The organism is Streptomyces sp. NPDC035033, assembly GCF_040636735.1.
Lineage (GTDB): Bacteria > Actinomycetota > Actinomycetes > Streptomycetales > Streptomycetaceae > Streptomyces.
Genome location: NZ_JBEZUZ010000077.1, coordinates 1 through 24,379, shown reverse-complemented (window position 1 = coordinate 24,379; position 24,379 = coordinate 1). Strand labels below are relative to the sequence as shown.

The 24,379-nt window shown below is 74.3% G+C and carries 26 protein-coding genes; 12 read left to right on the top strand and 14 right to left on the bottom strand.

The features are described from left to right. The first annotated feature begins 98 nt into the window (after window positions 1-98). A complete protein-coding gene (locus tag AB0E83_RS26505) occupies window positions 99-290 on the top strand; it encodes a hypothetical protein (protein WP_362116826.1) in 192 nt (63 codons plus the stop codon). 43 nt (window positions 291-333) lie between these two features. Here AB0E83_RS26505 and AB0E83_RS26500 read toward each other — a convergent pair whose 3' ends face one another. Beyond that, window positions 334-1,323 (bottom strand): ROK family protein, encoded by a 990-nt coding sequence (locus AB0E83_RS26500; protein ID WP_362116824.1) that lies wholly within the window; start codon window positions 1,321-1,323, stop codon window positions 334-336. Between the two features lie 147 nt (window positions 1,324-1,470). On the opposite strand from AB0E83_RS26500, the gene AB0E83_RS26495 reads away from it, so the two are divergent. Next, a complete protein-coding gene (locus AB0E83_RS26495) occupies window positions 1,471-2,517 on the top strand; it encodes a LacI family DNA-binding transcriptional regulator (RefSeq protein ID WP_362116821.1) in 1,047 nt (348 codons plus the stop codon). Window positions 2,518-2,545: 28 nt separating this feature from the next. Here the strand turns inward: AB0E83_RS26495 and AB0E83_RS26490 are convergent, their stop codons facing one another. From AB0E83_RS26490 to AB0E83_RS26470, 5 genes are all read right to left on the bottom strand, one after another. Further along, window positions 2,546-3,838, bottom strand: a complete 1,293-nt coding sequence (locus AB0E83_RS26490; RefSeq protein WP_362116818.1) for an aldolase/citrate lyase family protein — start codon at window positions 3,836-3,838, stop codon at window positions 2,546-2,548. 156 nt (window positions 3,839-3,994) lie between these two features. Further along, a complete protein-coding gene (locus AB0E83_RS26485; RefSeq protein WP_362116815.1) occupies window positions 3,995-4,957 on the bottom strand; it encodes an electron transfer flavoprotein subunit alpha/FixB family protein in 963 nt (320 codons plus the stop codon). 56 nt (window positions 4,958-5,013) lie between these two features. Continuing rightward, window positions 5,014-5,799, bottom strand: a complete 786-nt coding sequence (locus AB0E83_RS26480; RefSeq protein ID WP_362116812.1) for an electron transfer flavoprotein subunit beta/FixA family protein — start codon at window positions 5,797-5,799, stop codon at window positions 5,014-5,016. A 198-nt stretch (window positions 5,800-5,997) separates the two neighbouring features. Next, entirely contained in the window at window positions 5,998-6,522 is a 525-nt protein-coding gene (locus AB0E83_RS26475; RefSeq protein ID WP_362116809.1) for a flavin reductase family protein, read from the bottom strand. A gap of 216 nt (window positions 6,523-6,738) precedes the next feature. Next, window positions 6,739-7,107 (bottom strand): thioredoxin family protein, encoded by a 369-nt coding sequence (locus tag AB0E83_RS26470; RefSeq protein WP_362116806.1) that lies wholly within the window; start codon window positions 7,105-7,107, stop codon window positions 6,739-6,741. Window positions 7,108-7,361: 254 nt separating this feature from the next. On the opposite strand from AB0E83_RS26470, the gene AB0E83_RS26465 reads away from it, so the two are divergent. Then, window positions 7,362-8,087 (top strand): lysophospholipid acyltransferase family protein, encoded by a 726-nt coding sequence (locus AB0E83_RS26465; RefSeq protein ID WP_362116803.1) that lies wholly within the window; start codon window positions 7,362-7,364, stop codon window positions 8,085-8,087. A 7-nt stretch (window positions 8,088-8,094) separates the two neighbouring features. Here the strand turns inward: AB0E83_RS26465 and AB0E83_RS26460 are convergent, their stop codons facing one another. From AB0E83_RS26460 to AB0E83_RS26440, 5 genes are all read right to left on the bottom strand, one after another. Then, window positions 8,095-8,787 carry a phenylalanine--tRNA ligase beta subunit-related protein gene (locus AB0E83_RS26460; protein WP_362116800.1) on the bottom strand — a complete coding sequence of 231 codons (693 nt, stop codon included), beginning with the start codon at window positions 8,785-8,787 and terminating at the stop codon, window positions 8,095-8,097. A gap of 152 nt (window positions 8,788-8,939) precedes the next feature. Next, on the bottom strand, window positions 8,940-10,022 hold the full coding sequence (locus AB0E83_RS26455; RefSeq protein WP_362116868.1) for a low specificity L-threonine aldolase: 1,083 nt from the start codon (window positions 10,020-10,022) through the stop codon (window positions 8,940-8,942). Next, window positions 10,019-10,777, bottom strand: coding sequence for an SDR family NAD(P)-dependent oxidoreductase (locus AB0E83_RS26450; protein WP_362116797.1), 759 nt, complete (start codon window positions 10,775-10,777; stop codon window positions 10,019-10,021). Before AB0E83_RS26450 ends, AB0E83_RS26455 begins: the two co-directional genes overlap by 4 nt. 35 nt (window positions 10,778-10,812) lie before the next feature. Continuing rightward, window positions 10,813-12,219 carry a DUF6421 family protein gene (locus AB0E83_RS26445; RefSeq protein ID WP_362116794.1) on the bottom strand — a complete coding sequence of 469 codons (1,407 nt, stop codon included), beginning with the start codon at window positions 12,217-12,219 and terminating at the stop codon, window positions 10,813-10,815. 156 nt (window positions 12,220-12,375) lie between these two features. After that, window positions 12,376-12,948: a GNAT family N-acetyltransferase gene (locus tag AB0E83_RS26440; RefSeq protein ID WP_362116791.1), complete on the bottom strand. Its 573-nt coding sequence runs from the start codon at window positions 12,946-12,948 to the stop codon at window positions 12,376-12,378. A 169-nt stretch (window positions 12,949-13,117) separates the two neighbouring features. Here AB0E83_RS26440 and AB0E83_RS26435 point away from each other — a divergent pair, with 169 nt between their 5' ends. The 4 genes from AB0E83_RS26435 to AB0E83_RS26420 all read left to right on the top strand — a co-directional run bounded on the left by AB0E83_RS26435 (window position 13,118) and on the right by AB0E83_RS26420 (window position 16,338). Continuing rightward, window positions 13,118-13,726 carry a DUF5134 domain-containing protein gene (locus AB0E83_RS26435; protein ID WP_362116788.1) on the top strand — a complete coding sequence of 203 codons (609 nt, stop codon included), beginning with the start codon at window positions 13,118-13,120 and terminating at the stop codon, window positions 13,724-13,726. Window positions 13,727-13,837: 111 nt separating this feature from the next. Further along, window positions 13,838-14,773, top strand: coding sequence for a M56 family metallopeptidase (locus tag AB0E83_RS26430; RefSeq protein WP_362116785.1), 936 nt, complete (start codon window positions 13,838-13,840; stop codon window positions 14,771-14,773). An 86-nt stretch (window positions 14,774-14,859) separates the two neighbouring features. Further along, the gene (locus AB0E83_RS26425) at window positions 14,860-15,528 is read left to right on the top strand and encodes a phosphatase PAP2 family protein (RefSeq protein ID WP_362116782.1); all 669 of its coding nucleotides are present in this window, start codon (window positions 14,860-14,862) and stop codon (window positions 15,526-15,528) included. A gap of 132 nt (window positions 15,529-15,660) precedes the next feature. After that, entirely contained in the window at window positions 15,661-16,338 is a 678-nt protein-coding gene (locus tag AB0E83_RS26420) for a helix-turn-helix domain-containing protein (RefSeq protein WP_362116779.1), read from the top strand. On the opposite strand, the gene AB0E83_RS26415 is transcribed toward AB0E83_RS26420, so the two are convergent. After that, entirely contained in the window at window positions 16,289-17,803 is a 1,515-nt protein-coding gene (locus tag AB0E83_RS26415) for a hypothetical protein (RefSeq protein ID WP_362116865.1), read from the bottom strand. The genes AB0E83_RS26420 and AB0E83_RS26415 overlap by 50 nt on opposite strands. A 187-nt stretch (window positions 17,804-17,990) precedes the next feature. Here AB0E83_RS26415 and AB0E83_RS26410 point away from each other — a divergent pair, with 187 nt between their 5' ends. Beyond that, the gene (locus tag AB0E83_RS26410) at window positions 17,991-18,641 is read left to right on the top strand and encodes a DUF305 domain-containing protein (RefSeq protein WP_362116777.1); all 651 of its coding nucleotides are present in this window, start codon (window positions 17,991-17,993) and stop codon (window positions 18,639-18,641) included. On the opposite strand, the gene AB0E83_RS26405 is transcribed toward AB0E83_RS26410, so the two are convergent. After that, window positions 18,619-19,020: a helix-turn-helix domain-containing protein gene (locus AB0E83_RS26405; RefSeq protein ID WP_362116774.1), complete on the bottom strand. Its 402-nt coding sequence runs from the start codon at window positions 19,018-19,020 to the stop codon at window positions 18,619-18,621. The two genes, AB0E83_RS26410 and AB0E83_RS26405, sit on opposite strands and share 23 nt — an antisense overlap. A 159-nt stretch (window positions 19,021-19,179) precedes the next feature. Between AB0E83_RS26405 and AB0E83_RS26400 the strand changes: the two genes are divergently transcribed. Further along, the gene (locus tag AB0E83_RS26400) at window positions 19,180-20,259 is read left to right on the top strand and encodes an NADH:flavin oxidoreductase/NADH oxidase (RefSeq protein WP_362116771.1); all 1,080 of its coding nucleotides are present in this window, start codon (window positions 19,180-19,182) and stop codon (window positions 20,257-20,259) included. Between the two features lie 123 nt (window positions 20,260-20,382). Beyond that, on the top strand, window positions 20,383-21,465 hold the full coding sequence (locus AB0E83_RS26395) for an exo-alpha-sialidase (RefSeq protein WP_362116768.1): 1,083 nt from the start codon (window positions 20,383-20,385) through the stop codon (window positions 21,463-21,465). Window positions 21,466-21,484: 19 nt separating this feature from the next. Here the strand turns inward: AB0E83_RS26395 and AB0E83_RS26390 are convergent, their stop codons facing one another. After that, window positions 21,485-22,162: a uracil-DNA glycosylase gene (locus AB0E83_RS26390; RefSeq protein WP_362116765.1), complete on the bottom strand. Its 678-nt coding sequence runs from the start codon at window positions 22,160-22,162 to the stop codon at window positions 21,485-21,487. 89 nt (window positions 22,163-22,251) lie between these two features. Between AB0E83_RS26390 and AB0E83_RS26385 the strand changes: the two genes are divergently transcribed. Both AB0E83_RS26385 and AB0E83_RS26380 read left to right on the top strand, forming a co-directional pair. Next, window positions 22,252-23,247, top strand: a complete 996-nt coding sequence (locus AB0E83_RS26385; protein ID WP_362116762.1) for a BadF/BadG/BcrA/BcrD ATPase family protein — start codon at window positions 22,252-22,254, stop codon at window positions 23,245-23,247. 165 nt (window positions 23,248-23,412) lie between these two features. Continuing rightward, window positions 23,413-24,330 (top strand): hypothetical protein, encoded by a 918-nt coding sequence (locus AB0E83_RS26380; RefSeq protein ID WP_362116759.1) that lies wholly within the window; start codon window positions 23,413-23,415, stop codon window positions 24,328-24,330. Window positions 24,331-24,379: the final 49 nt, after the last annotated feature.

Genomic DNA, 24,379 nt, shown 5'->3' with positions numbered 1-24,379 from the left:
CACCCTGCCACGAAAACCACGAACAGACGTCCGGGCCGGGGCGTAACGCTTCGGGGCCGCGCGTCGTTGAGAACGGCAAGCACGAGGGGGTGCGGAAGATGGACCGTACGGTTCTGGAACGGTTTCCGGCGGGCGGGCCCCGGGGACACTGGCCCGCCGAGGAGTACGCGGGCGCGTGCCGCGAGGAGGGCGTGCCGGCCCGGGTGGTGATGGACCTGGCGTCCGACGCCTTCCTGGTCGTGGTGGAACAGCGCGCGCCCGGGCCCGGGACGCCTCCGGCACGGGAGTGAGCGCCGGGCCCGGTACGGCGGCGGGCACGGCGCCCGGGCCCGTTCAGGCCGCCCGGGTCGCGGCGGCGGCGCCGAGGAGGCCCGCGTCCGTGCCGGTGGCGGCGGGGACGACGGTCAGGCCACGGGCGAAGGAGAGCGTGGCGTAGTCGGCGAGGGCGCGGCGGAGCGGGGCGAAGAGGACCTCGCCGGCGCCGGCCACTCCCCCGCCGACCACCGCGATGTCCACCTCCACGAGGTGCGCCGTGGCGGCGATGCCGGCCGCGAGCGCGCGGGCGGCCCGTTCGAAGGCGGCCAGGGCCGCCGGGTGCCCGGCGCGGGCGGCCCCGGCCACCGCGGCGGCGGAGGCGTCGCCGTCCGGGCCGGGCCGCCAGCCGCCGTCGAGCGCCCGGCGGGCGATGTGGGGGCCGCTGGCGATGCGTTCGACGCAGCCGCGCCCGCCGCAGGCACAGGGGTCGCCGTCGAGCTCGACGCTGAGGTGACCGAGGTGGCCGGCGTTGCCGGTGGGGCCGGGGTGGAGGCGGCCGCCGAGGACGAGGCCGCCGCCGACGCCGGTCGAGACGACGAGGCCGAGGGCGTTGTCGTGGCCGCGGGCGGCGCCGAGCCAGTGCTCGGCGGCGGTCATGGCGACGCCGTCGCCGACCAGGGTGACCGGCCGGTCGCCGGCGAACCGGCACACCCGCTCCACCAGCGGGAAGTCCCGCCAGCCGGGCACGTTGACCGGGCTGACCGTGCCCCGGGCGGCGTCCACCGGTCCCGCGCTGCCGATGCCCACCGCCCCGGCCGCGTCCCAGAGCGGGGAGGCGGCGAGGGCGGCGAGCACCGCGCCGACCGCTCCCAGCACCGTCTCCGCGTCCTCCCGCGCGGGCGTCGGCCGCTGGGCGCGGGCCAGGAGGCGTCCGCCGGCGTCGACCAGCGCCCCCGCGATCTTGGTGCCGCCGATGTCGAGGGCGGCGACGACCGGTCCCGCCGGTGCCGGGAGGGGGGCGGTGGAGGCGGCGGGGCCGGGGAGCGCGGGTCCGGAGGTGGTCGGCATGCAGGTAGGTTCTCACGCGGCCGCGGGCCGCCCTCGGCGGGTCCGACAACGTTATCAAGGCTCTATGCTCGGGCGGGAGGCGCCTGACCGCCGGACGGCGCGCCCCGGGCGCCCGCCGGCCCACCCGCAACGGAGGAATCCCGCACCGTGGCCGAGACCACCCACCCCGAGCCCCGCTACGGCAACCGGCCGACGATGAAGGACGTCGCCGCCCGGGCGGGCGTCGGCCTCAAGACCGTCTCACGGGTCGTCAACGGCGAGCCGGGGGTCACCCCCGGGACCGAGCGGCGGGTGCGCGAGGCCATCGACGTCCTCGGCTTCCGCCGCAACGACAGCGCGCGGGTGCTGCGCAAGGGCCGTACGGCGACCGTCGGGCTCGTCCTGGAGGACCTCGCCGACCCCTTCTACGGGCAGCTGAGCCGGGCCGTGGAGGAGGTCGCGCGGGCACACGGCACGCTGCTGATCAACGGTTCCAGCGCGGCGGACCCCGAGCGCGAGCAGGAGCTGGCGCTGACGCTGTGCGCGCGCCGGGTGGACGGCCTGATCGTGATTCCGGCCGGGGACGACCACCGCTATCTGGAGCCGGAGATCCGGGCGGGCGTGGCCACGGTCTTCGCCGACCGCCCGGCGGGGCGCATCGACGCGGACGCCGTCCTCTCGGACGGCTTCGGCGGGGCCCGGGAGGGCGTGGCGCACCTGATCGCCCACGGGCACCGGCGGATCGGCTTCGTCGGCGACCGGCCGCGGATCCACACGGCGGCGGAGCGGCTGCGCGGCTACCGGGCGGCGATGGAGGAGGCGGGGCTGCCGGTCGACGAGCGGTGGGTGGCGTCCGGCCCGACGGATCCGGAACGGGTGACGGCGGCGATCGCCGGGATGCTGTCCGGTCCCGAACCGGTGACGGCGCTCTTCGCGGGCAACAACCGGGTCACCGTCACCGCCGTCCGGGCGCTCGCCGGGCGGACCGCCGGCGGCCGGGAGCCGGCGGTGGCGCTGGTCGGCTTCGACGACGTCGAGCTCGGCGACGTCCTGGGCGTCACGGTGGTCGCGCAGGACCCGGCGGCGCTCGGCAGGACCGCCGCCGAGCGGCTGTTCCGGAGGCTCGACGGGGTCGCGGAACCGCCGCGCCGCGTGGTCATCGGCACGCGGCTCCTCGCCCGGGGCTCGGGCGAGGTCCCGCCGCCGGCGGTCTGAGCGGCGGCCGGGGCCGCCGCCCCCGCGGTCAGCGGTCCGTGCTCGCGGTGAGGTCGCCGCGGCGCGGGGCGGCGAAGCGCTCCAGGGCGGCGCGGGTCATGCCGGTGAGGGCGTCGACCTCGGCGGTGTCGAGGGCGCCGCACTGGAGGCCGCGCAGCAGGTAGGAGGAGAGGGCCTTGGCGGTGGCGGGCTCGTCCATGACGTCGCCGCCCGCGTGGTTGGCGTAGGCGGAGAGGCGCTTGGCGGCGGTCTCGAAGCCCTCGCGGTAGAAGGCGAAGACGGCGGCGTAGCGGGTGGGGATGTGGCCCGGGTGCATGTCCCAGCCCTGGTAGTAGGCGCGGGCCAGGGCGCGGCGGGTGAGGCCGTAGTGCAGCTTCCACGCCTCGTGGACGTGGGCGGTGGAGCCGACCGGGAGCACGTTGGTGGAGCCGTCGGAGACGCGTACGCCGGTGCCGGCGGCGGCGACCTGCATGATCGCCTTGGCGTGGTCGGCGGCCGGGTGGTCGCTGGCCTGGTAGGCGGCGGAGACGCCGAGGCAGGCGCTGTAGTCGAAGGTGCCGTAGTGGAGGCCGGTGGCGCGGCCCTCGGCGGCGTCGATCATGCGGGCGACGGTGGCGGTGCCGTCGGCGGCGAGGATGGCCTGGCTGGTCTCGATCTGGATCTCGAAGCCGAGGCGGCCGGCGTCGAGGCCGTGGGCCTTCTCGAAGGCCTCCAGGAGCCGGACGAAGGCGGTGACCTGCTCCGGGTAGGTGACCTTGGGGAGGGTGAGGACGAGCCCGTCGGGCAGGCCGCCGTTCTCCAGGAGGCCGGTGAGGAAGACGTCGGTGGTGCGGATGCCGCGGTCGCGGACGGCGGCCTCCATGCACTTCATCCGGATGCCCATGTACGGGGCGGCGGTGCCCGCGGCGTACGCCTCCGAGATCAGCCGCGCGGCCCTGGCGGCGTCCTGGTCCTCGTCGGAACCCCCGTAGCCGTCCTCGAAGTCGACCCGCAGGTCCTCGATCGGCTCCCGCTCCAGCTTGGTGCGCACGCGCGCGTACACGTCCTCCGCGAGGTCGTCGGAGAGGCCGAGGACGGCGGCGAAGGAGGCGGCGTCCGGGGCGTGCTCGTCGAGCGCGGCGAGGGCCTGGTCGCCCCAGGAGCGGAGGGTGCCGGCGTCGAAGGCGTCACCGGGGACGTAGACGGTGTGGACGGGCTGGCGGGTGCCGGGGTCGCCCGGGTAGCGGCGGTCGAGCTCGGCGTCCACCGCGGCGAGGGAGGCGCTGATGTCCTCGCTGACCGCGCCCGCGAGGCTCGTCGACACCTTCTCCTGCTGGCCCATCCCTGTTCCCTCCTATTTTCCGCTTCACGGAATCAACAATCCGCATAGCGAAGTTAATAGTCCGCCAGGACCCGCGTCAATGGTTGACCGAAACGGCCGGGGGCCGCACGGCGAAACTCGCCGTGCGGCCCCCGGGACCTGCTCACGCGCCGGTCGTCAGCCCTTGCGGGCCTTGACCTCCTCGGTCAGGACCGGGACGACGTCGAAGAGGTCGCCGACCACGCCGTAGTCGACGAGGTCGAAGATCGGGGCCTCGGCGTCCTTGTTGATGGCGACGATGGTCTTCGAGGTCTGCATGCCGGCGCGGTGCTGGATCGCGCCGGAGATGCCGGCGGCGATGTACAGCTGCGGGGAGACCGACTTGCCGGTCTGGCCGACCTGGTTGGAGTGCGGGTACCAACCGGCGTCGACGGCGGCGCGGGAGGCGCCGACGGCCGCGCCGAGCGAGTCGGCGAGGGCCTCGATGATCGCGAAGTTCTCGGCGCCGTTGACGCCGCGGCCGCCGGAGACCACGATCGCGGCCTCGGTCAGCTCCGGGCGGCCGGTGGCCTCGCGGGCGGTGCGGGCGGTCACCTTGGTGCCGGTGGCCAGCGCGCCGAAGGAGACCGCGAGGGCCTCCACCGCGCCGGCGGCCGGGGCGGCCTCGACCGGGGCGGAGTTCGGCTTGACGGTGATGACCGGGGTGCCCTTGGAGACGCGGGACTTGGTCGTGTACGAGGCGGCGAACGCCGACTGCGTCGCGACCGGGCCCTCGGCCCCGGCCTCCAGGTCCACGGCGTCGGTGATGATGCCGGAGCCGATGCGGACGGCGAGGCGGGCGGCGATCTCCTTGCCCTCGGCGGAGGACGGGACGAGCACCGCGGCCGGGGACACAGCCTGGTAGGCGGCCTGGAGGGCGTCGACCTTCGGGACGACGAGGTACTCGGCGAACTCCGGGGCGTCGGCCGTGAGGACCTTCACCGCGCCGTGCTCGGCGAGGACGGCGGCGGTGTCGGCAGCGCCGTTGCCCAGCGCGACGGCGACCGGCTCGCCCAGACGGCGGGCGAGGGTCAGCAGCTCCAGGGTGGGCTTGCGGACGGCTCCGTCGACGTGGTCGACGTAGACGAGAATCTCAGCCATGGGACTTCAATCTCCTGCGAACGAAAAGGGGGCGGTCTGTACGGCTCGCGGGAGCCTTAGATGAACTTCTGGCTCGCGAGGTACTCGGCGAGCTGCTTGCCGCCCTCGCCCTCGTCCTTGACGATCGTGCCCGCGGTGCGCGCCGGACGCTCGTCGGCGGAGTCCACGGCGGTCCAGGAGCCGGCCAGGCCGACCTCGTCCTCGTCGATGTCCAGGTCGTCGAGCTCCAGCTCCTCGACCGGCTTCTTCTTGGCGGCCATGATGCCCTTGAAGGACGGGTAGCGCGCCTCGCCCGACTGGTCCGTCACGGAGACGACGGCCGGGAGGGAGGCCTGGAGCTGCTCGGAGGCGGTGTCGCCGTCGCGGCGGCCGGTGACCACACCGTCCTCGACCTTGACCTCGGAGAGCAGGGTGACCTGCGGGACGCCCAGGCGCTCGGCCAGGATCGCCGGGAGGACGCCCATGGTGCCGTCGGTGGAGGCCATGCCGGCGATGACCAGGTCGTAGCCGGTCTTCTCGATCGCCTTGGCGAGCACCAGCGAGGTCGCCATGACGTCGGAGCCGTGAATGGACTCGTCGTCGACGTGGACGGCCTTGTCGGCGCCCATCGACAGCGCCTTGCGCAGCGCGTCCTTGGCGTCCTCGGGGCCGACGGTGAGGACGGTGACCTCGGCGTCGTCCGCCTCCTCGGCGATCTGCAGCGCCTGCTCGACCGCGTACTCGTCGAGCTCCGACAGCAGGCCGTCGACGTCCTCGCGGTCGACCGTCAGGTCGTCGGCGAACTTCCGGTCGCCAGTGGCGTCCGGCACGTACTTCACACAGACAACGATCCTCAAGCTCACGCCGGCTCTCCTACTGCATCGTCATAACTGGGCTGCCTTGTTGCTCGCAGCATAGGCGCCTGAAGGGCGGGTCTCCGGTCGGGGCACCGGACGCCCCGACCCGATATTACTCGTCAGTACACCCAGTTCGTGACCAGTAAGCAAGCGCTCAGGAATGTGACCTTGCCAACGCGCGGAGCGCGGCCGTCACGGGAACCCTCAGTCGCGCAGGGCGTTGAAGCGCCCATGGTGGTACAGCAGCGGACGGCCCGCGCCGTCGGGGTCCCCCGCGACCGCCTGGGCTATCACGATCCGGTGGTCGCCGGCGGGCACCCGGGCCACCACCCGGCAGACCAGCCAGGCCAGCACGCCGTCGAGGACGGGCACGCCCTCGGGACCCCGGCTCCAGCGGGTCGGCTCGGCGAAACGGTCGGCGCCGCTGCGCGCGAAGGTGGTCGCCAGCTCCTCCTGGTGCTCGCCGAGTATGTGCACGCCGATGTGCTCGGCCTCGGCGACCACCGGCCAGCTGGAGGAGCCGGTGCCCACGCCGAAGGAGATCAGCGGCGGGTCGGCGGCGACGGAGTTGAGCGAGGTCGCGGTGAAGCCGACGGGACGCTCCCCGCGGGCGGTGATCACGGCGACGCCGGCGGCGTGCCGGCGGAAGACGGAGCGGAGCAGATCGGGCGAGGCGGACCGGGGTGCGCCGATCGTGGGAACGGTACGGAGCTCGGGCGAAACCGTCATGGAGTTGTCCTTCGTACGGGGCGGCGTGGAGCGGGTTCCGGGGGCGTCAGAAGCCCGGACAGCGCGCGCTCGCGTGGCGGCCCAGGTCCACATGGGCCCGGCCGTGGAGAAGGAGGTCACCGGTCACTCCGTCAGGGTGACGACGGGTGACGGTCCCGGTCAAGTGCGTCCCGGGTTGTGGGAGATGTGTCACCGCGTCAGAGGCGGGCGGCCGCCTCACAGGGCGCGCCCGAGGGCCGCGATGACGTCGGCGCGGCGGGGCTGCCCGGCGGCCCGGCGGACGATCCGGCCGTCCGCGTCGAGGACGAGGACGGTGGGGGTACGGGTGATCCCGAGGGCGCGGACGAGGCCGAGGCGCTCCTCGGCGTCGACCTCGACGTGCGCCACGCCCGGCACCATGGCGGCCACCTCGGCGAGGGTGCGGCGGGTGGCCCGGCAGGGCTGGCAGAAGGCGGTGGAGAACTGCACGAGGGTGGCGCGCTCCCCCAGGGCGGCGCCGAGCCGCTCCGGGGCGATCCGCCCCGGAGCGCCCGCGGTCTCCGCGGCGCCCCCGGCGCGCGTGCTCCCCGTGGTCTCCGCCGTCATCCTTCTTCCCCGTTCCCGCGTCCTTCTCCCCGTGGGCTTCTCCACCGGGCTCCTCTCCCCAGCAGCGTCGCACGGCACCGTTCGATTCCCGCCACGGCCACCGCGAGTGACGAGAATCTCCCCGTACGAAGCCGCCTGGACTGGTCACGGCGGCCCACATGCGGCACGATCTGCCCAAAGCCGAAAACCTACGGCCGCGTAACTTCGCCGGGAGAGCCCTCCCAAAAAGGCACAGACGAAGGGGTACCTCCTCCATGGCAGAACTCGTGTACCGACCGGTGGTCGGCGCAGCGCTCACCATGTTCAAGGCGCTCGACCTCAAGATCGACACACAGGGTTCGGAGCACATCCCTCGGACCGGCGGCGCCGTCCTGGTCAGCAACCACATCAGCTACCTGGACTTCATCTTCAACGGTCTCGCCGCGCTGCCGCAGAAGCGGCTGGTGCGGTTCATGGCGAAGGAGTCGGTCTTCCGGCACAAGGTCTCCGGGCCGCTGATGCGGGCGATGAAGCACATCCCCGTGGACCGGGCCCAGGGCGAGCACGCCTACCAGCACGCCCTGGCGGCGCTGCGGGCGGGCGAGATCGTGGGCGTCTTCCCCGAGGCGACCATCTCGGAGTCCTTCACCCTGAAGAGCTTCAAGTCGGGCGCGGCCCGGCTCGCCCAGGAGGCCGGGGTGCCGCTGATCCCCATGGCCCTGTGGGGGACGCAGCGGATCTGGACGAAGGGCCGGCCGCGGAACTTCAAGCGGGCCCACATCCCGGTGACGATCCGGGTCGGGGAGCCGGTGGAGGCCCCCGCCGACCAGTACGCGGGGGCGATCACCCGGCGGCTGCGCGAGCGCGTCCAGGAGCTCCTGGAGGCCGCGCAGCGCGCCTATCCGGTGCGCCCGAAGGACGCGGCGGACACCTGGTGGATCCCGGCGCACCTGGGCGGCACGGCGCCGACTCCGGAGCAGCTGAAGGCGGCCGGGAAGTAGCCTCCGGTCACTCGGGGCCGCGGACGGTGATCCGCGCCCCGGGGCTGACCTTCCGGAGCGCCCCGGCGAGCTCGTCGCCGGCCGCGAGCAGTTCCTCGCGGGTCATGGGGGCGAGGGACTCCAGGAGGAAGAGGGCGTCGGTGGTGTCGTCGTCGATGCGGGTGCGCGGTCCCTGGCGCCAGTTCCAGCGCCGGCAGGTGACGCCCCGCTCGTCGCACCAGACGATCTCGCCCGGCTCGGGGTGCTCCACGGTCTCCTCGCCGCCGGCGACGGTGACGAACTCCTCCCGGCCGGTGGCGCGGACGAGCCGCATGCCGCCCTCGATCCGGTTCAGGTCCTCGCCGCCGACCGGGATCAGGTGGGCGACGCTGATCGCGTTGTAGGCGTCGACGAGCCGGTTGACGCGGGGCAGTCCGCCGTCCGCGAGGGCCCGCCTGGCGAGCGCCTCGGCGGAGTTGCGGGTGCGGGAGGGCTTGGCGCCGAAGGCGGTGTACGCGGCGCGCCAGGCGGCGACGTGGGGGTCCTGGTCCGGGGCGCGTCCGTCGAGCCGCTCGGCGAGCCGGCGGGCGGCCTCGTCGAGGAGCGCCGAGCTGGTGGCGTCGCTGGGGCCGTTGACGAGCCCCCGGGCCTCGACGGCGAGGTGGGTGAAGCCGGGGACGAGGGCGCGCACCTCGTCGGAGACGATGAGCGGGAGGGGCATGGCGCCGTTCCTTGCTGCCGGGGTCACGAGAAGTCCATGATAGGGCACCTCACGATGCACTCCATTGCACTCGACGCGGTACGGAAAGGGCCGGGCCCGGATCGTGTCGATCCGGGCCCGGCCCTTTCCGCCGTCGCCGCCGGCGGGGCCGGCTAGCCGCGGGCCAGTTCTTCCTTCAGCGCCTGGAGGAAGGCGTCGACGTCGTCCTCCGTGGTGTCGAAGGAGCACATCCAGCGCACGTCGCCGGCCGCCTCGTCCCAGAAGTAGAAGCGGAAGCGCTTCTGGAGCCGGCGGCTGACCTCGTGCGGGAGGCGCGCGAAGACCGCGTTGGCCTGCACCGGGTAGAGGATCTCCACCCCGTCCAGGGCGCGCACGCCGTCCGCGAGGCGCTGGGCCATCGCGTTGGCGTGCCGGGCGTTGCGCAGCCACAGGTCCTTGGCGAGCAGCGCCTCCAGCTGCACCGACAGGAAGCGCATCTTGGAGGCGAGCTGCATGGACAGCTTGCGCAGGTGCTTCATGTGGCTGACCGCGTCCGGGTTCAGGACGATCACGGCCTCGCCGAAGAGCATGCCGTTCTTGGTGCCGCCGTACGAGATGACGTCGACGCCCACCGCGTTGGTGAAGGCGCGCATCGGGACGTCGAGGGAGGCGGCCGCGTTGGCTATCCGGGCGCCGTCGAGGTGCACCTTCATGCCCTTGGCGTGGGCGTGCTCCACGATGGCCCGGATCTCGTCCACGGTGTAGACGGTGCCCAGCTCGGTGTTCTGGGTGATCGAGACGACCTGGGGCATCGCCCGGTGCTCGTCCTCCCAGCCCCAGGCCTGCCGGTCGATCAGCTCGGGGGTGAGCTTGCCGTCCGGGGTGGGCACGGTGAGCAGCTTGAGGCCGCCCATCCGCTCCGGCGCGCCGCCCTCGTCCACGTTGATGTGGGCGGTCTCGGCGCAGATCACGGCGCCCCAGCGGTCGGTGAGCGCCTGGAGGGCGGTCACGTTCGCCCCGGTGCCGTTGAAGACCGGGAAGGCCTCCGCGAGCGGGCCGAAGTGGCTGTGGACGATCCGCTGGAGGTGGTCGGTGTACTCGTCCTCGCCGTAGGCGACCTGGTGGCCCTCGTTGGCGAGGGCGATCGCGGCGAGGACCTCCGGGTGGACCCCGGCGTAGTTGTCGCTGGCGAAGCCCCGGACCGACGGGTCGTGGTGCCGACGGGCGTCGGTCCGGTGTCCGAGGGCCGCGGTCACGGCTCGGGGGTCAGCCACAGGCGCTGTCCATTCACTTCCTGGGCGGGCCGGTCCCACAGGCCGGCGATCTCGTCGGCCAGGTCCTTCACGTCGGTGAAGCCCGCGAACTTCGCGTTGGGGCGTTCGGCGCGCATGGCGTCGTGCACCAATGCCTTGATCACCAGGATGGTAGCCGCCGCCTGCGGGCCGTCGTCGCCCCCCAGCTTGCGGAAGGAGTCCGCCATCGCCAGGGTCCACGCCTCGGCCGCGGCCTTGCCCGCGTTGTACGCGGCGTTGTTGGCCTGCGGCTTGTGCGCGCCGACCTGGCTGACCAGCACGTAGCGGCCGCGACCGCCGCCGCGCTGGAGGGCGTCGTGGAAGGCGAGGGAGGTGGTCTGCACCGTGCGGATCAGGAGCTTCTCCAGGAAGTCCCAGTCCTTGAGGTCGGTCTCGGTGAAGGAGGAGCTGCCGCGCCAGCCGCCCACGAGGTGGACGAGCCCGTCGACGCGGCCGAACTCCTTCTCCGTCTTCTCCGCCCAGGCGCGCGTGGCGTCGAGGTCGAGGAGGTCGACGGTCTCGCCGACGACCTTGGCGCCGTTGCTCTCGCGGGCGGCCTCGACCGCCTCGGAGAGGCGCCCGGGGTCGGCGTCGGCGGCGACCACGGTCGCGCCGGCGCCGGCGAGGCGGAGCAGGACCGCCCGGCCGGCGGGGCCGGCCGCGCCGGCCACCGCGATGACGGCCCCGTCGAGGGGTCCGCCGTTCGTCTCGGCGTTCATCCGTACCGCCTCCTGCGTGTCCTGTCGGGCCTCGCTCACGCGGCGACCCGCTCGGTGCCCGCGACGTCCGCGGCCGTGATGCCCTTGGTGTCGGCGATCACGCCCTTGAGCTTCTTGGCGAGGGCCTCGAAGAACATGCTGAGCGGAAACTCGTCGGGAAGCACGTCGTCGACGAGCTTGCGCGGCGGGAGGGTGAGGTCCAGGGCGTCGGGGCCCTTGGCCCACTTGGAGCCCGGGTGCGGGGCGAGGTAGCCGGAGACGAACTCGTACGCCTTGAACCAGTGGACCAGCTTCGGACGGTCGATGCCGTCGCGGTAGAGGGTCTCGATGTCGGAGCAGAGGCGGTTGGTGACCTCGGGGGCGCGCTCCCAGTCGATGGTGAGGACGTTGTCCGTCCAGCGCACCACGTCGTTCTTGTGGAGGTACGCGAAGAGGAGCTGGCCGCCCAGACCGTCGTAGTTGCGGGTGCGGTCGCCGCTGAGCGGGAAGCGGAACATCCGGTCGAAGAGGACCGCGTACTGCACGTCGCGGCCGTGCTCGTTCCCCTCGGCCTCCAGCTTCACGGCCTCCTTGAAGGCGGTGAGGTCGCAGCGGAGCTCCTCCAGGCCGTACATCCAGAACGGCTGGCGCTGCTTGATCATGAAGGGGTCGAAGGGGAGGTCGCCGCGGCTGTGGGCGCGGTCGTGGACCAGGTCCCAGAGGACGAAGGCCTGCTCGCAGCGGGTCTGGTCGTCCAGCATCGCGGCGATGTCCGCGGGCAGCTTCAGACCGAGGGTGTCGACGGCGGCGGCGGTCACCTTGCGGAAGCGGGCGGCCTCGCGGTCGCAGAAGATGCCGCCCCAGGTGAAGCGCTCGGGGACCTCGCGGACGGCGACGGTCTCCGGGAAGAGGACGGCCGAGTTGGTGTCGTACCCGGCAGTGAAGTCCTCGAAGGTGATGCCGCAGAAGCCCGGGTTGTCGTAGCGGGTGGCCTCCAGCTCGGAGAGCCACTCGGGCCAGACCATGCGGAGCACGACGGCCTCGAAGTTGCGGTCCGGGTTGCCGTTCTGCGTGTACATCGGGAAGAGCACGAGGTGCTGGAGCCCGTCCGCGCGGCCGGCGGCCGGGTGGAAGACCATCAGCGAGTCCAGGAAGTCCGGCACGCCGAAGCCGCCCTCGGCCCACTTGCGCAGGTCGGCGACGAGCGCGCGGTGGTACTCGGCGTCGTGCGGCACGAGCGGGGAGAGCTGCTCCACGGCGGCCACCATGCGGTCCACGGTCAGCTCGACGAGGGAGCGGGCGGGCGCGCCCTCGGCCTCCAGGTCCACCGAGCCGTCGGCGCGCTGCCAGGCCCGGATCTCCTCCACGGCGTTCTTGAGCTCCGGCCAGGCAGGGTGGTCGATCACGCGGGCATCGGTGGCTATCCCCCCACCGGTCACGTCCTGCACAAGAATTTCCGTCATGCCTCTTCCTCCACAGGAGAACCTTGCGTCAAGAAACCGTATCCACGCAGGGCTGATCACCGCAAGGGGAGCAAGAGAAATTCTCCCGTGAGGCACCCGCCCGACCGAAGTTTTTCCTGTCGGCCGGGGGGTGAAGGCGTGCTTCCGCCGGAAGGATCAGACCAGGGGCTTCACCAGGAGCTCGAAGCGGAGGTCGTCGCGCCGGGGCACGCCGAAGCGCTCGTCGCCGTACGGGAAGGGGCTCGTCTCGCCCGTGCGCCGGTAGCCGCGCCGCTCGTACCAGGCGATCAGCTCCTCCCGGGCGGTGATCACCGTCATGTGCATCTCGCGGACGCCCCACAGCGCGCGGACCCGCCGCTCGGCCTCCGCGATGACCGCCTTGCCGAGCCCGGCGCCCTGGAGCTCGGGCCGGACCGCGAACATGCCGAAGTAGGCGGCGTCGCCGCGGTGCTCCAGCTGGCAGCAGGCGACCGTCTCGCCGTCCCGCTCCACCAGCAGCAGCACGCTGCCGGGGGCGGTGATCACGGCGGCCACGCCCTCCGGGTCGGTCCGCTGCCCGTCCAGCAGGTCCGCCTCGGTGGTCCAGCCGGCCCGGCTCGCGTCGCCCCGGTAGGCCGACTCGACGAGCGGCACCACCACGGGGACGTCGTCGAGCACCGCCCACCGGTAGGTGACGGCGCCGGCCTCCGGGCTCGCGGCGGTGTCGGGAACGGGCGTGGCGGTGTCCATCCTGCGGGGCTCCCCTCGGGCGCTGTGGATCGGCGTGCGCGATCGTCCCGAGCCTAACGCGCGCCACCGCACTCCCCTTCGTACGCCTGTGCGCGCCCGTGCGCCCGCGTGTGCGCGCCCGGCGGCGGGCAGTCCCTCCTGGGGGCACCAGTCGAGGGGGAGGTGTGCCGTGCACGGACCGGCCCTGTCCGGGTGGCTGCTCGTCGCGCTCTGCGCGGCCGGCGGGGCGTACTGCCTGCTGCGGATGCGGGCGTGCGCGGGCGAGGAGCGGCGCTCCGCGCGCGCGGAGGCGGTGATGGGCTTCGGGATGGCCGCGATGGCGCTGCCGGCCGCGGTCCTCGACCAGCCGCCGTGGAGCTGGGCGGTGTACGCGGCGCTGTTCGGCGCGGTGGCGGTGCGGGACCTGCTCGCCGCGGGCCGCGACGCGCACCGGCTGCACCACGCGGTGGGTTCCCTCGCCATGGTCTACATGGCGTTCGCGATGGCCCCCGCGGCCGGCGGCGCGGCAGGGGTGCACGCGGCGCACGGCGCGGGCGCGGCCACGGCGGGCGGCATACCCCTGCTCACCGGCGGGCTGCTCCTCTACTACGCGGTGGACGTGCTCCGCTCCGGCGCCCGGCTCGTCCCGGTCGTCCCGCAGCCGCGCGCGGCCGGGCCGGCGGCGGCCGGAGGGGCCGGGGGGACCGGGTGGGTCCGCTGGGCGGCCCGGCCGGAGCTGACGCTGGTGTGCCGGCTGTCGATGGGACTCGCCATGCTGGCGATGCTCTGCACGCTCTGAGTCCCTTTTCCTGTACGGGCGTTCGGGTTCCCGTCCGGTGAAACCGTGGCGTACGTCACTTGCCGGACGAGGCCATACCCCCGGGGAGCACCGCGCTCATACCCTGGCGCCATGTGGGTCTCCCTCGCTCTGCTCCTGCTCGGCGCCCTGACCGCCCTCACCGCGCCCCGGCTGCTCGCCCGGGCCGACTGGGCGGAGCGAGAACCGGTCGTCGCGCTGTGGATGTGGCAGTGCGCGGTGGCCGCGGTGCTGGTCAGCTTCGCGCTCTCGATGACCTTCAGCGCGGCCGCCGCCTGGGGGGCGGTGCGCGGGCAGGTGTTCGCGCCCGCGCCGCGCGCGGTGATCGACGCGTACGAACTCTCCACCAGCGGACCCTGGTCGGCGGTGCTCGCCGTGGTCCTTGCGGCCGGCGGGCTGTGGTCCGGCGCCATGCTCGGGCGGGAGATCGGCCTGGCCCGCGCCCGCCGCCGGCAGCGCCGGGACGACCTGCTGGTCCGCTCCCCGCAGCTGCCCGGGGAGGAGCAGGCCGGCGGCCGGCTCGTGATCCTGGAGGGCGAGCGCCCCGACGCCTGGTGGCTGCCCGGAGCGCCCCCGCGGCTCGTCATCACCACCGCGGCCCTGCGCCGTCTGAAGGGACGCCAGCTGGACGCGGTCCTCGCCCATGAGCAGGGCCACGCCCGGGCCCGGCACGACTGGCTGCTGCACTGCTCCGGCGCGCTGGCCGCCGGCTTCCCGGGCATCCCGGTCTTCGCCGCCTTCCGCGAGGAGATGCACCGGCTGGTCGAGCTGGCCGCCGACGACGTGGCCTCGCGCCGCTTCGGCCGGCTCACCGTCGCGCTCGCCCTGGTGGAACTCAACGAGGAGCGCGGGGTGTTCGCCGCCGCCGGCGGCCCGGCGGCCGGGCTCCCCCAGCGGGTCGACCGGCTGCTCACCGCCACGCCCCGGCTGCCCGCCGGCCACCGCCTGCGCCTGACGGCGACGGCCGCGCTCGTCCCGGTCGTCCCGGTGCTCGTCGCCTTCGTCCCCGGCCTGGCCGCCCTGGGCTGAGGCCCGTGGCCCCCGGCGCGCCCGCCCGCCCCCGTCCCGGTGTTGCGCGGGGCGGTCCGCGGCGACCGGTCCGGCAGGATCGTGGAATGCGCAATTCCGCCGTGGTCTCCGGATGTCTCGCCCTGCTGCTGCTCGTGCTCGTGGTGGCCGACTGGCCCCCGCTGCTCTCCTTCGACCGCGCGGTCGACGAGGCCCTGCACCGCAACGCCGTGGCCCATCCCGGCCTCACCCGCGTCCACCGGGTGCTGAGCGACTGGGTGTGGGACCCGTGGACGCTGCGGGCGCTGGCCCTCGTCGTCGCCCTGGCCCTCGTCCGGTCCGGGCGGCGGCGCCTCGCGCTGTGGGTGGTCGGGACCTGCCTGGTGGCGGCCGGGGTGCAGCAGGGGATCAAGGTCCTGGTCGGCCGGGAGCGGCCGGTCTGGCGGGACCCGGTGGACTCGGCCTCGTTCTCCGCCTTCCCGTCGGGGCACGCGATGACGGCCGCGGTGGTCTGCGGGCTGCTGCTGTGGGTGGGCGCGCTGGTCGGGCGGGAACCGTGGCGGGGCTGGGGCACGGCGGCCGGGGTGGCGGTGGTCTCGGTGCTCGGGGTCGGCTGGACCCGGATCTACCTGGGGGTGCACTGGCCGTCGGACGTGCTGGCCGGCTGGCTGCTCGGCTGGTGCTGCGCGGCCGCGGCGGTGGTGTCGTACCGCCGCTTCCCCGGCCACCGGCGCCTTCCCGAGCGGGAGCGCGACCATGGAGAGGAGAGGACATGACGAGGCCGCCCGTCCTGGACGATCCCCCGTGTCGCCCAGGAAAGGCGGCCTCCCCGCCGTCACGCCGCAGGGGCGGGGCGACGGGCCACGCTGAGTATATTGGCTGCGAGCCAGTCAACGCAGGAGCCCAGCATGACGCCGCGTAGCCCATCGGTCAACGAAGAACTGCGGCGCCGTTCGCGGGAGCGGATCCTGGAGGCGACCGTCGAGCTGGTGGGGCTCCACGGCTACGAGGCCACGACCCTCGGCGCCATCGCCGAGCGGGCCGGGGTGGCCCGCGGTCTGGTGTCGTACTACTTCCCCGGCAAGCGCCAGCTGCTCCAGTCGGCCGTGCACCGGCTGATGCACCTGACGCTCGCCGAGGCGCTGGAGCGCGAGCCGCGCACGGAGGACGGCGCGGAACGGCTGGCCCGGGCGATCGACGCGATCCTGGGGCTGGCGGTGGACCGGCCGACGCTGATGCGGACGCACATGGCCGGCATCCTCCAGGCCGAGGGCTTCGTGCGGTGCGAGGAGCAGCAGCGGCTCGCCCTCCTGCTGCGGGACACCGTGGAGCGGTACGGCTCCGAGGACGTGGACCGGGACTATCCGCTGCTGCGGGCGCTGCTGATGGGCGCGGTGGTGGCGGTGCTGCTGCCGGGGGCGCCGATGCCGGCGGCGCGGCTGCGCGCGGAGCTGTTCCACCGGTACGGCCTGGCGTGGGAGCGCGGCACGCCGCCGGACGGGGGTCCGCCCGACGGCGTGCTGCGGGACGCCCGGGTCAGTCCCGGTCGAAGTCCTCGAAGTAGTCCGGCTGGGTCTGGACGTTGAGCTCGTCCATCCGGATCCGCCGCGCGGGGTCGGTGCGCGCGTCGGAGATCTTCAGGACGTCGAGGCCCCGGGCGATCTCGTTCGAGTAGACGTGTCCGTTGTAGTAGTACGCGGACCAGGAGCCCGCGGTGGTGAGGGCGGTGGCGGACAGCGGGCCGCGGTCGAAGTAGCCGATCTCCTTCGGGTGCGCGGAGTCGGTGAAGTCCCAGACCGAGACGCCGCCCTGGTACCAGGCCTGGACCATGAGGTCCTTGCCCTTGACCGGGATCAGCGAGCCGTTGTGCGCGACGCAGTTCTCGGTGGCGGCCTGGTGGCGCGGGATCTTGAAGTAGCTGCGGAAGACCAGCTTGCGGTGGGCTCCCTTGCCGGTGATGTCGTAGATGCCGTTGGCGCCGCGCTTCGGGCCGACGGCGGCGTTGCAGGTGGCGCCGCCACCGCCGCCGAGCTCGTCGGTGAAGACGACCTTGTCGGCCTTCTGGTTGAAGGTGGCGGAGTGCCAGAACGCGAAGTTGACGTTGTCCTGGACGCGGTCGATCACCCGGGGGTGCTCGGGGTCGGCGACGTCGAAGAGGATGCCGTCGCCCATGCAGGCGCCGGCGGCGAGGTCCTTGCCGGGCAGCACGGTGATGTCGTGGCAGCCGGTGGTCTTGGAGACGCCGGGGTTGGTGGGCGCGCCGGGGTTGCCGCCGCCGTCCGGGCCCTCACCGGGGAAGAGGACGGGGAAGTTGACGACGCGGGCCTGCTCGGGCGCCTTGCGGGGCACCTTGATGACCGAGATGCCGTCGTGCGGCGGCCGGCAGTCGGGGAAGGCCGCGCTGGGCGAGTAGGAGGAGACGTACACGTACACGTCCTTGCGCTGCGGCAGGAGCGTGTGGGTGTGGGAGCCGCAGGCGGTCTCGACGGAGGCGACGTACTTCGGGTTCGCGACGTCGCTGATGTCGAAGATCTTCATGCCCTCCCAGGACTCCTTGACGGAGGCGGGCTGCGTCGTGCTGGCGCACGAGTCGTCGCTGCGGGAGGAGTCGGTGGAGAGGAAGAGGAGGTCGCCGGAGACCGAGATGTCGTTCTGGGATCCCGGGCAGAGGACCTGGGCGACGGTCCTGGGGGCCTTCGGATCGCTGATGTCGAAGATCCGGAAGCCGTCGTAGTTGCCGGCGAAGGCGTAGTCGCCCTGGAAGGCGAGGTCCGTGTTGAGGCCCTTGAGCGCGTCCTTGGGCACGGTCGCCAGGTGTTCGATGTTGTCGGTGCGGACGATCTCGTCGACGCCGGGTATCTCGCCGCTCAGGATGGCGGCGCGGGCGTCGGCCGCCCGTTCCGCCGAGACGGGGGCCTGGACCGGGGCGTCTCCGGGGTCGGGGGTGGCCGTGGCCGTTCCGGTGGCGAGCAGCGTGGCCAGCAGGCCGGCGGCGGCGGTGGCCACCCCCAGCCGTCTGATCCGGGACCGCGAACTGTGCGGGGTAAGCAACGAAGTCACTCCGTCCTCCCTGATTTCCGTTCAACCCTGAACGGTGCTGGACCCCGGCAGTATGTTCCTTGGCGTGCACATCCCAACAGATGGCAACACAGATGTAATGAATGAAGGATTCTGCGCGGTCCTCCGGCAGAAGACTTGGGAACGGCCCCTTTCCCCGCGAAACCTCCTGGAGGCACCGTTGCTGACCCGCCGTCGGCGCACCGCCGTCACCGCGCTCCTCTCCGCCCTGACCCTGTTCGCCCTGGCCGCCTGCGAGCCGGAGGGCGGGGCGGCGGCGCCGAAGCCCTCGACGACCGGGGCGGGCTCCGTGGTGGTGCCGGGCAAGCCCGGCGAACCGGCCCGGCGGATGTCACCGCAGGAGGCGGCGAGCCTGCTCCCCGACGAGCGCCCGAACGGGGCGGACTTCCGGTACGTGCAGATGATGATCGTCCATCACCGCCAGGCCCTGACGATGACCGCGCTCGCGCCCGGGCGGGCGGGGTCGTCGGGGGTCGAGAAGGTGGCGGAGCGGATCGCCGCGGCGCAGCAGCCGGAGATCGGCGCCATGGAGGGGTGGCTGAAGACCCACGGGGGACCGCGCGACCAGGGCGCCCACGACCATCACGCGATGCCGGGCATGGCGACCGGGGAGCAGCTCGCCCGGTTGCGGGCGGCGAAGGGCGCGGCCTTCGACGAGCTGTTCCTGGAGCTGATGACGCGGCACCACGAGGGCGCCGTGACGATGGCGGCCGAGGTGCTCGGCCAGGGCAACAACGTGCAGGTGGAGGAGATGGCGAACGACGTGATCGCGCAGCAGACGGCCGAGATCAACCGGATGCGGTCGCTGTGACGGGGGCGGCCGCGGCCGCCCCCCGCGTCCCGGCCGGGTCCCGGCGGGCGGACTGCGCCTCGGCGGCCGCGAGGACCGTGTCGAGGAGGCCCGGGAAGAGGGCGTCGAGGTCGGCCCGGCGGAGGCTGTTGAGCTTGGCGGTGCCGCGGTAGTCCTGCCGGATGACGCCGGCCTCGCGCAGCACCCGGAAGTGGTGGGTGGTGGTCGACTTGGTGACCGGGAGGACGAAGTACGAGCAGCTCAACTCGGTCTCGGCGGCGGCCAGTTCCCGCACGATCCGCAGCCGCACGGCGTCCGAGAGCGCGTGCAGCACCGGCTCCAGGCCGATCTCCTCGCGCGCGGGGTGCTCCAGGAGGCGGGGGCTTGCGGGGGTCGTCATGACGGCGGCTCCACTCTCTCCGGAGGGTCGGTCCGGGACGGGCTCCATTGTACGAGCATCCTCGTAGTTTGACAGTCCTCGTACTACGATGGGTATCGTACGAGCATCCCGCCGGGCTCCCGCGTCCGGCATCCCCGCCGTTCCGAAACGGAGTACGCGATGAGTGCCGCCCTGTTCGCGCCCTACACCCTCCGCTCGCTGACCGTCCCCAACCGCGTCTGGATGGCGCCGATGTGCCAGTACTCGGCGGAGGTCTTCGGGCCGAACGCCGGGGTGGCCACCGACTGGCACCTCGCCCACTACGTCTCCCGCGCCACCGGCGGCACCGGCCTGATCCTGGTCGAGGCCACCGCCATCTCCCCCGAGGGCCGGATCAGCCCCGCCGACCTGGGCCTGTGGAACGACACCCAGACCGAGGGCCTGCGCCGGATCGCCTCCCTCCTCAAGGCGCAGGGCACCGTCCCCGGCATCCAGATCGCCCACGCCGGCCGCAAGGCCTCCACCCAGCGTCCCTGGCTCGGCCGCGGGCCCGCCCCGGCCGAGGAGGGCTGGCAGCCGGTCGGCCCCAGCCCGGTCGCCTTCGACGAGAACCACCCGGTCCCCACCGAGCTGACCGCGGACGGCATCCGGGAGATCGTCGGGCAGTTCGCCGACGCCGCCCGCCGCGCCCTGGACGCCGGCTTCGAGGTCGTCGAGGTGCACGGCGCCCACGGCTACCTCATCGGCGAGTTCCTCTCCCCGCACAGCAACCGCCGCACCGACGCCTACGGCGGCTCCTTCGAGAACCGGACCCGGCTCGCCCTGGAGGTCGTGGACGCGGTCCGCGCCGTCTGGCCCGAGGAACTGCCCGTGTTCTTCCGCGTCTCCGCCACCGACTGGCTGGAGGAGGCGGGCTGGACCCCCGACGAGACGGTCCGCTTCGCCCGGCTCCTCCGCGAGCACGGCGTCGACCTCCTCGACGTCTCCAGCGGCGGCAACGGCGGCCCCGCGCGGATCCCCGTCGGCCCCGGCTACCAGGTGCCCTTCGCCGCCCGGGTCAAGGCCGAGACCGGACTCCCGGTCGCCGCCGTCGGCCTCATCACCGAGCCCGCGCAGGCCGAGAAGATCCTCGCCAACGGCGAGGCCGACGCCGTCCTGCTCGGCCGCGAACTGCTCCGCGACCCCTCCTGGGCGCGCCGGGCCGCGCGCGAACTGGGCGGCACCGCCTTCGCGCCGCCGCAGTACGCCTGGGCGATCTGAACCCGCCGCCCTCCCGGGGCCCCCGCCGGCCGACCGGCCGCGGGGTGTCCCCGGACCCGTTGTCGGTGGCCGGGTGCAGACTGGCCCGTATCCGCGACAACGGCGTCCTGGAGGTGGGCCCCCATGCCCGACGTACTTCTCACCGTAGGCACCCGCAAGGGACTCTTCATCGGCCGCAGGCGCGACGGGCACTGGGAGTTCGACGAACCCCGCTTCCCCGCCCAGGCCGTCTACTCGGTGGCGATCGACACCCGGCCGGCCGTCCCCCGGCTGCTGGCCGGCGCCGACAGCTCCCACTGGGGCCCGTCCGTCTTCCGCTCCGACGACCTGGGCCGCACCTGGACCGAACCGCCCGCCCCCGCGGTGAGGTTCCCCCAGGACACCGGCGCCTCCCTGGAGCGCGTCTGGCAGCTCCACCCGGCCCCCGCCCACTCCCCCGGCGTCGTCTACGCGGGCACGGAGCCGGCCGCGCTCTTCCGCTCCGACGACGGCGGGGAGAGCTTCGCCCTGGTCCGGGCGCTGTGGGAGCACCCCACCCGCTCCCGGTGGGTGCCGGGCGGGGGCGGCGAGGCCGTGCACACGGTCGTCACCGACCGCCGCGACCCCGGCGCCGTCACCGTGGCCGTCTCCACCGCCGGCGTCTTCCGCAGCCGGGACGGCGGCGCCTCCTGGGACCCGTCCAACGAAGGGGTCTCCGCGGTCTTCCTGCCCGATCCGCACCCCGAGTTCGGCCAGTGCGTGCACAAGATCGCGCAGGACGCGGACGACCCGGACCGGCTGTACCTCCAGAACCACTGGGGCGTCTACCGCAGCGACGACGCGGGAAGGAGCTGGACGGACATCGGCGGTCCGCTCCCCTCCGACTTCGGCTTCGCCGTCGCCGCGCACCCCCACCGCACCGGCACCGCCTACGTCTTCCCCATCACCGCCGACTCCGACCGGGTCCCGGCGGGCCGCCGCTGCCGGGTCTACCGGACCACGGACGCCGGCACGAGCTGGGAGCCCCTGGGCGCGGGGCTCCCGGAGGGCGACCACTACGGCACGGTCCTGCGCGACGCCCTGTGCACGGACGACGCCGACCCGGCGGGCGTCTACTTCGGCAACCGCAACGGCGAGGTGTACGCGAGCGCCGACGACGGCGACAGCTGGCGACTCCTCGCCGCGCACCTGCCGGACGTGCTGTGCGTCCGGGCGGCGGTGATCTGAGGCCCCCTCCCCGGCCGGGTCAGGGCAGGCGCCAGTCCACCGGCTCGGCGCCCTGGGCGACCAGCATCTCGTTGGCCCGGCTGAAGGGGCGCGAGCCGAAGAAGCCGCGGTCCGCGGAGCGCGGGGAGGGATGGGCCGACTCGACGGCCGGCAGACCGCCCAGCAGCGGACGGGCGTCGCGGGCGTCGCGGCCCCAGAGGATGGAGACCAGCGGCTTGCCGCGCGCGGCCAGCGCCTTGATGGCCTGCTCGGTGACCTCCTCCCAGCCCTTGCCCCGGTGGGCGCCCGCGTTGCGCGGGGCGGTGGTCAGCGTCCTGTTGAGCAGGAGGACGCCCTGCCGGGTCCAGGGGGTGAGGTCGCCGTTGGACGGCCGGGGGTGCCCGAGGTCGGTGTGCATCTCCCAGAAGATGTTCAGCAGGCTGGCCGGCAGCTGCCGCACCTCCGGCGCGACCGCGAAGCTCAGTCCGATCGCCATCCCCGGCGTGGGGTAGGGGTCCTGACCCACGATCAGCACCCGCACGTCGTCGAAGGGCTGCTGGAAGGCGCGCAGGACGTTCGGTCCCGACGGCAGGTAGGTCCGCCCCGCGGCGATCTCCCCGCGCAGGAAGTCGCCCATCTCGGCCACCCGGCCCGCGACGGGCTCCAGCGCCTTCGCCCAGCCGGGCTCCACCAGTTCGTTCAACGGTCTCGCAGTCACGGTCCGTCACTCTAGCGGCCTACACCGACAACGCCCTCCGGTCCTAGACTGCGGCCCCCAGACCCCCACCCGGTGAGGACGGTTGCAGCGTGGAGTCCGTGAGCGAGCGCGCCGGCGGGCCGGCGGACGCGGTGGTCGTCGGGATCGACTCGGGCGGTTCGGGGCTGCGGATCGCCCTCGCCCGCGCCGCCGACGGGACGGTGCTCGACCGGACGGCCGCGCCCGGCCCCGTGCGGACCGGGCCGGGCGGGATCTCCGCCGCCCACTTCCTGGAGTCGGTGCTGCCGGCCGCCGCCGCGCTGCGGGCGCGCGCCGGGGAGGGGCGTCCGGTGCTCGCCGCCGCCGTGGGCGCCGCCGGCATGGCCACGCTCGGCGAGGAGCTGCGGGCGGTCCTCCCCTGGGCCTTCGCCGAGGCCTGGGGGGCCCGCCGGACCGTGCTCGCCGCCGACGCCGTCACCGCCTACGCCGGGGCGCTCGGCGCGCGCCCCGGCGCGGTCGTCGCGGGCGGCACCGGCCTGATCGCCCTCGGCACCGACCTGACCGGCTGGCGCCGGGCCGACGGCTGGGGCCACCTCCTGGGCGACTGCGGCAGCGGCGTCTGGATCGGCCGGGCGGGCCTGGAGGCGGCGATGCGGGCGCACGACGGGCGACGCGGCGGTTCGGCGGCGCTGCTGGCCCGGGCGGAGCGGCTGCACGGCCCGGCGGCGGGGCTGCCCGCCGCGCTCTACCCGCGCCCCGACCGGCCGGCCGTCCTCGCCGCCTTCGCGCCGGAGGTCGCGGCCGGCGCGGCGGACGACCCGGTCGCCGCCGGGATCCTCCGGCGGGCCGCCGGGCACATCGCCGACGCCGCCGAGGCGGCCTGCCCGCCGGACCCGGCGGCCGTGGTGGCGCTCACCGGCGGCCTCTTCCGGCTGGGCGAGCCGCTCCTCGCGCCGCTGCGGGCCGCGCTCGCGGACCGGCTGCCCGGGGTCCCGGTCGTCACCCCCGCGGGCGATCCGCTCGACGGGGCGGTGGCGCTGGCCGCCGCGCTCGCCGACGGCGGCACCCGGCTCCCCGAGGACCCGGCCCTGCTCCGGATCCTCTGACCGGTCCGCCGAGGCATCGCCGCTGGTGGAGGAGGTGCCGGGGTGCCGGACGGGGCCCCCGGGTCCACGATCCGGTGGACCTTCGACCGGACATACGGGGACAGAAGGCGCGGGGTCGTACCTCACCGAACGCTCCCGTCCGGAAAGCCAGTAGCATGCGGCGCCATGAGCTCCCCCACTGGGCCCGCCAACGGCCTGCCTGTACGAATGCCGCGCCCCCGCCCGTCCGGGCGGCACCGTCGCCCCGACCCGGCGGCGGCGCCCGAGGGCGCTCCCGCCCTGGTGCTCGCCGTCCCCGGCACGCCCTCGGACGCCATACGCGCACTGGCCGAGGAGCTGGTGAGCATCGCCCGGTCCGAGCTGCCCGGCCTGGAGGCCGTGATCGGCTTCGTGGACGGCGAGGGCGAGGAGTACCCGACGCTCGCCGGCGTGCTGACCGCCGCGGCGGAGCTGCGCGAGGAGCGGTACCGGATCGCCGTGGCGGCCGGCCGCGAGGTCGCGGCCCCGGAGGGCCCGGCCGCGATCGTCGTCCCGCTGCTCGCGGGCCCCGACAGCGCGGTCATGCGCCGGGTCCGCCAGGCCGTGATGGACAGCGGCAACACCGCCGAGCTGACCGATGTGCTCGGCCCGCACCCGCTGCTCGCCGAGGCGCTGCACGTGCGCCTGTCGGAGGCGGGGCTCGCCCGCGCCGACCGCGCCCGGCTCTTCACCGTCGCCACGGCCGCGGACGGCATCGTCCTGGCCACGGTCGGCGGCGAGGAGGCCGTGCAGGCCGCCGGCATCACGGGCATGCTGCTCGCGGCCCGGCTCGCCGTGCCGGTGATGGCCGCCGCGCTCGACCAGGAGGGTTCGATCGCCTCCGTGGCCGGGCAGCTGCGCGACGCGGGTTCGGTGCAGCTGGCGCTCGCCCCGTACCTGATCGGCCCGGAGCTGGCCGAGGGCCTGCTCGACGAGGCGTCGAAGGAGGCCGGCTGCCCGGCCGCCGAGGCCCTGGGCGCCTACCCGGCGCTCGGCAAGCTGGTGGCCTCGCAGTACGCGGCCGTGCTCGGCCTCGCGCAGCAGGGCGCGGCGCCGGCGCTCTGACCTCCCCGTACCGCGGAAGGGGGCGAACCCCCCACCCCCGCCGGCGGGC